Here is a 6,083-nt window from a genome sequence, read left to right as displayed (position 1 = left end):
AAACCAGGAATTGTAGCTTCAATTTTATCTCGAATAAAATCGTAATTGGTAATAGATTTGCTCCATTCAACTTTAGAATTTTTAAGTGTGGCTTCAGCAATACCAGCAACAATTGCAGGTTCGCTTAATAAATGTTCAGATAAAGGTTTTAAATGTCCGTTAGATTTATGCACAACTCCCATAGAATTTTCAACCGAAATAAATTGTTCTCCAGTTTCTTGTTCATCTACTTCAGAACGTCCTAAACAAGGTAAAATCAATGCTTGTTTACCATGAATTAAATGACTTCGATTTAGTTTTGTAGAAACTTGAACCGTTAAATTACAATTGCGCAAAGCTTTAGCTGTAAAAGTAGTATCTGGAGTTGCAGAAATAAAATTCCCACCCATTCCAAAAAATACTTTTGCCTTATTTTGATGCATTGCCTCAATAGCATCAACCACATCTAAACCGTGTTTTCTTGGTGCTTTAAAGTTGAATTCTTTTTCTAAATTGTCTAAAAAAGCAGTTTTTGGTTTTTCCCAAATTCCCATTGTTCTATCACCTTGAACATTAGAGTGTCCACGCACAGGACAAGTTCCTGCACCTTTTTTTCCAATGCTCCCTTTTAATAGCAAAATATTTACAATTTCTCGAATATTATCAACCCCGTTTTTATGTTGAGTTAAACCCATTGCCCAACAAATAATAATTTTATCGTTATTGATAATGAGTTCTGTAGCTTTTTTAATTTCAGATAAATCTAAACCAGTTTGAGGCAATAATTCATCAATAGAATAACTGTCTAAATCTTCTAATAATGATTCTAAATCTGCCGTTTTTTCTTCTATAAATTGATGATTAAATACAGAATTAGGTGCAGAATCTTCTTTTTCTTTCAGGCGACTTTCATCGTCTTTTGGTTTCAAAATCGCCATCAACGCTTCAGAAAGCGCGAATGTCGCCATCACCAACAACAAGAACGAAACACCATCAAGCAAATCAATCATGCCAAGCGTAAAGCGCTGAATACCTTGAGTTTGGTCGGTACCAACAGTGGATAACATCAACCCAACGATCGTCATCAACATGGCTTTTAGAACATTGCCCTGCCCCGCAAACGCCGCAACTGCCGTCAGCCCCAATACCATCAAGGCAAAATAGTCAGTTGAATGGAACGACAAGGACACTTTCGCCAAGAATGGCGCAGCAATCAGCAACAAAATTGCCCCTACAACACCACCAGAAAACGAGGAGTAGGCCGCAATCGCCAATGCTTTACCCGCTTTGCCTTGCTTGGCCATTGGGTAACCATCAAACGACGTGGCAACCGTACTCGCCACCCCCGGCGCATTGATCAGAATTGACGACGTTGACCCGCCAAAAATCGCGCCATAATAAACAGCAGCCATCAAAATAATGCCTGCCGCCGGGTCCAACCCTGCTGCAACCGGGATCATAAGTGCGATCGCGGACATAGGGCCAAGACCCGGCAACATGCCAATGAATGTCCCCACAAGACATCCAGCGACAACGAAACCCAAATTCATCGGTGTAAGGGCAGTGGTTAGCCCGATTAGAATACCTTCAAGCATTGCCCATCAACCTCTCAAAAACCATGGTAGCGGCTCAAGAAACACGCTCAACCCGAGCGTCATCAGCGCCCAAAATGCAATGGCAATTGGAACCGAAACCGCCAAAATCAACCAAGCCTTGCGTTCACCCAACAACCAAAAACCCACGCCCAAAAGGATGGAAGATGAAAGAATGAATCCAAACGGTCGAATAGTCACGCCGTAGAACGACATCAGTGCAAGAAAGGCAATAACGGTGAACCAATTCTTGCCGGACAAATCCAAAAATTCTTTGGGCGATGGCAGTACAACAATGGCGATGGAAAGCCCCACCCCCAATATGGCCAGCACTTCTGGCATGGTGCGCGCATGAAACGCTGACTGCGCTTGGAATGGCAACAAAGGAATGCGCTGGCTCAGAACTGCGTAGGTAACGCAAAAAGCCAACAACAATAGGCCGCCTATCCTTCTGTTGGTAAAAAACACGATGAGCCTCCCGACTGATCTAAAAAGAAACGCTCGACCTGCGAGCGTTCCAAAGACGAAATTCGCCACAAGTCTGATCGCAGCTACAAAGAGCCGCGATCAGTTTAACCCCAGAGCCTAGAGGAAGCCAAGCTCGCGCATTAGGCCACCAATTTCTTCTTCTTGAGCTTCCAAGAAGCTCACGAATTCGGCGTCAGCATTGAAGATTTCAACCCAACCGTTACGGTCACGAACTGTTGACCATTCGTCGGTGTCATACATCTTTTCAAGAGCTGTAATGAATTGTGCCTTCTTCTCATCAGACAGACCTGGTGCCGCGAAAAATCCGCGCCAGTTTACAAACTCTGTGCCCGGTGAACCAGCTTCCGCACAAGTTGGTGTGTCAGGTGAGGTAGACAAACGCTCTGGCGACGTCACACACAAGATGTTCACTTCGCCTTGGCGCGCAAGCTCAATCGCTTCACCAAACCCAGTGGTCAATGCAGCAATTTCACCAGACAACAAGCCAGCCATCGCTTTACCACCCGCATCATAAGGGATGTATTTCACGTCGATCGGGTTTGCGCCCGCATTCTTCATGATCAATGCCGCAATCAAGTGGTCCATACCGCCAGCAACCGAACCGCCGCCAATGGCAACAGATTTTGGATCGTTGGCATATTCAGCCAAGAATTGTGGCATTGAAGCGATAGTTGAATCCTTGTGAACAACAACCGCGCCATAGTCACCAATCGTGCCGGCAATCGGGGTCAAGTCACGGAATGACTGGGGGAAAACCCCTTGCAAAGACCGGATCACGATTGGCGTTGAATTGACCATCAAAGTGTCTTGGTCGTTTGTCTCAATAATGTGCGCGATGGCTTTGCCGCCGCCGCCGCCTGACATATTTTCATATGTAGCACCGCCAACAAGACCAGATTTGGTCAACGCTTCGCCAGTACCGCGCGCTGTGCCATCCCAGCCGCCGCCGGCACCACCAGGAATAAGGAATTTGATTTGATCAACAACTTTGTGCCCGTCTGCCATGGCAACGCCAGCAGCGCCGAGCAAAAGTGAAGTTGCCGCAATTGCAGCTGTGATTTTTTTGAACATGAATGTCCTCCCAAAAAGTCTCATGAAACCGTTAACCGGTTCACTTTGCATGGCACCACGCAAAACTGACACCAACCTGTCATGAGAGAGCTTGGAAATTTAAATGATATATATCAACAAGTTACACTTCTATAGACTATTTCAATCTATCCAACCGCTCGACCAACTCTGCGACTCGCGCCGCATTATCTGTCGCCAGCTCACCGTTTTCCATTTGCAAGTTGTTCTCAAAGCCAACGCGGCAGTCACTGCCATTTTCAGCTGCATGCAACAAGCAAGTGGTTTCACGGGGTCCAAATGCGCACGTCATAAACTTCCCGGTATGCGCGAAAGGAGACTCGAGAAAACCTCCAAAGAAAGGATCAAAATGTTGCGGGTTTGACAATTGACCTGCTGTATATCGTCCCAGCACAAACAAGAAAGAAGGCGCCTCGCACGGGATTACCTTTTGGTCCACCATCTGTTCAAAATATTGCAGCTCAGCCGGGTCATACAAGATGTGCTGCACCTCAATTCCCGCCCCCATCACCTCGTGATAAAAAGCTGCAAGCTCAGATTTATCGTCGTGCGCACACAATTCGCTCAACCCGATGGAGACCATTTTCGGCTCAACCTGACGAACAATTGCCATTTGCTGCGTTGGCGTAAAGAGCCCAACAGCTTCCGTTGTGATTTGCACATCCATCTGTGGGACATGGATATTTAGCTCCGCGATCAGCTCCTTATAAAGGCCAGCGTCAAGTACATGCTGGCCTTGCGCGCCGCGCACGTGTGCGTGAATACCATCTGCACCTGCCTCAAAGCAGCTTTTTGCTGTTTCAACAATCTCACCGATTGTCATTGGCAATTGCGGATGATCGTCCTTGTTCCGTCTAGCCCCATTGGGCGCAACCAAAATGTAAGGTCTCTTCATCAAGCTGCTGCTTGCTCCTCAAACACGCGCTCAAGTGTCGTCGTCAGGCGCTCGATCAACAAGTGAACGTGCTCATCTTCATAAATGAATGGCGGAGCGAGTAATATGTGATCGCCGCTCTTGCCATCTATAGTGCCCCCCATTGGATAGATCATCAATCCTTCAGTAAAGGCAATCTTTTTGGCCCGCCTTGCTATATTTAAACTTGGCTCAAATGGCACTTTTGTTTGGCGATCTTTCACCAATTCAAGTCCCCAGAACAGCCCTTTACCTCGAATATCTCCCACATGCGGATGTTGTCCGAATGCTTTGTGCAAACCTGCTTCAAGCTTCGCTCCCAACTCATTGACGCGAACAAGAAGCTGTTTGCTTTCAATTTCCTCAATGACGGCAAGACCAGCAGCACAAGCGGCGGGATGCGCCAAATAAGTATGTCCATGTTGAAAGAAACCACTGCCCTCTTTAATGGCGGCGTAAATCTCACCAGAGCAGATCATGGCCGCCAAAGGTTGGATTCCTGCAGCAATGCCTTTGGCAATACAAATCATGTCTGGCTTTATGTTGTAGTGGTCAGAAGCAAAAAACGTGCCTGTGCGCCCACATCCAACCATCACCTCATCCATGATCAAAAGCACGCCATATTTGTGGCAGATTTCTTGAATGCGATCGTAATAGCCTTCGGCAGGCAAAACAGCGCCCATTGTTGCCCCAACAATCGGCTCTGCGATGAAAGCTGCAACACTATCCTCGCCCAACTTTAAAATCATTTCCTCAAGCTGGTTCGCCACCCGTTGACCATAATCAAATTCGCTTTCACCTGGCTCAGCAAACCGCCAATAATGGCAAGCATCAATATGCACCATCGAAGGCACCATAAGCGGTTCAAATTGCGCTTTGCGCCACATGTTGCCACCGGCAGACAATGCACCAAGCGTATTGCCATGATAGCTTTGTTTGCGCGCAATTATGTGTCTGCGTTGCGGCTGGCCAATTTCGAGGAAATACTGACGCGCCAATTTGATCGCACTTTCAGTTGCCTCAGATCCACCTGAAACAAAATACACACGCTCCATGTTGTCCGGCGCATATTCGACCAGCTTGTCGGCCAATCGCTCCGCAGGTTCCGAAGTAAAAAACGAAGTATGCGCGTAAGCGATCTTATCAAGCTGCAGTTTTACCGCGTCCAAAACCGGCTTAGCCGAATGGCCCAAACAAGACACGGCGGCACCGCCACATCCATCCAGGTATTTCTTTCCGTTGGCATCAAAGAGCCAAGGCCCATCGCCAGATACGACGACAGGAGGGTCCACGCGGGAGTGGCGTGGAAACACATGATCTGCACACATTTTTTTGTTCCGCTGATGCGTTCTTTTATGTTGGTCTGACAACAAAAACCGATTGCTTGGCATGCCGCACAACGCGAGCAGCGTTAGGACCAAGCAAATAGTCTTTGAATTCAGGTCGATGCGATCCCATAACAATCAGATCGCATTGAATTTTTGCGGCGTACTGCAAAATCTCATCATAGATCGTGCCGTGCGCCAGATGCAGTTTCACCTGATCTGGGTTTGTGCATTTATCCCGCACAAAACTCTTTAAGGCTTCACTTGCTGCGCCTTCGGCTTTCTTTTCGAACCCCTCAGGGAAGTATTGCGAAACGGCGGGCAAGCCGAAAGTGGGCAACACGCTCATAATGGTGAGCTTGGCGCCATAGTCTCGCGCAATTTGCTCGGCGGCTGGCAAAGCTCGATCCCAAGAGCTTTCTTGGTTCAGATCGATTGGCAACAAAACAGATGTAAACATCAATGCTCTCCTTATTAAAATGCGGGTTGAGTTTGCCGACGGCGTTGCAACATGATCACAAAGCCCAGCAGCAATAGAGCCGGCAGGTAAAACACCTGTTTGGGCATACGTTCCGCAGCCGTTTGTACAGATTTAATCTCCACAGGCTGATCCATGTAGAAATCAAACTCGCCCAAAGTTTCAAAATATGGTGTGCCAGGGAATGGCTCATCTAGCTTTACAACCTCGCCCTCGGG

At 47.3% G+C, this 6,083-nt stretch carries 7 protein-coding genes; all 7 read right to left on the bottom strand.

Translation table 11 applies throughout. The annotated features are described in order from the left end of the window. The coding region (locus tag Q0231_RS11170) for a tripartite tricarboxylate transporter permease (protein WP_299347730.1) at positions 1–1,574 on the bottom strand (1,574 nt) is incomplete at its 3' end. Positions 1,575–1,580: 6 nt separating this feature from the next. Next, entirely contained in the window at positions 1,581–2,039 is a 459-nt protein-coding gene (locus Q0231_RS11165) for a tripartite tricarboxylate transporter TctB family protein (protein WP_269393670.1), read from the bottom strand. A 117-nt stretch (positions 2,040–2,156) separates the two neighbouring features. Next, positions 2,157–3,131, bottom strand: a complete 975-nt coding sequence (locus tag Q0231_RS11160) for a tripartite tricarboxylate transporter substrate binding protein (protein ID WP_269393669.1) — start codon at positions 3,129–3,131, stop codon at positions 2,157–2,159. Between the two features lie 136 nt (positions 3,132–3,267). Beyond that, positions 3,268–4,044, bottom strand: coding sequence for a 3-keto-5-aminohexanoate cleavage protein (locus tag Q0231_RS11155; protein WP_269394373.1), 777 nt, complete (start codon positions 4,042–4,044; stop codon positions 3,268–3,270). After that, on the bottom strand, positions 4,044–5,390 hold the full coding sequence (locus tag Q0231_RS11150) for an aspartate aminotransferase family protein (RefSeq protein ID WP_299347729.1): 1,347 nt from the start codon (positions 5,388–5,390) through the stop codon (positions 4,044–4,046). The genes Q0231_RS11155 and Q0231_RS11150 overlap by 1 nt, the downstream gene beginning before the upstream one ends. A gap of 25 nt (positions 5,391–5,415) precedes the next feature. Further along, complete coding sequence (locus Q0231_RS11145) at positions 5,416–5,847, bottom strand: universal stress protein (protein ID WP_269393667.1); 432 nt, start codon at positions 5,845–5,847, stop codon at positions 5,416–5,418. A gap of 14 nt (positions 5,848–5,861) precedes the next feature. After that, the coding region (locus Q0231_RS11140; protein ID WP_299347728.1) for a DUF3394 domain-containing protein at positions 5,862–6,083 on the bottom strand (222 nt) is incomplete at its 5' end.

This window comes from uncultured Maritalea sp. (assembly GCF_937139385.1).
In the GTDB taxonomy this organism is placed as follows: Bacteria; Pseudomonadota; Alphaproteobacteria; order Rhizobiales; family Devosiaceae; genus Maritalea; species Maritalea porphyrae_A.
Note: the sequence above shows the minus strand (reverse complement) of the source record. Positions and strands in the feature narration are given on the sequence as shown.

Bases quoted from the DNA above. Each gene is read 5' to 3' on its own strand.
- Q0231_RS11160 (WP_269393669.1), bottom strand. From the start codon at position 3,131: ATGTTCAAAAAAATCACAGCTGCAATTGCGGCAACTTCACTTTTGCTC.
- Q0231_RS11155 (WP_269394373.1), bottom strand. From the start codon at position 4,044: ATGAAGAGACCTTACATTTTGGTTGCGCCCAATGGGGCTAGACGGAAC.
- Q0231_RS11150 (WP_299347729.1), bottom strand. From the start codon at position 5,390: ATGTGTGCAGATCATGTGTTTCCACGCCACTCCCGCGTGGACCCTCCT.
- Q0231_RS11145 (WP_269393667.1), bottom strand. From the start codon at position 5,847: ATGTTTACATCTGTTTTGTTGCCAATCGATCTGAACCAAGAAAGCTCT.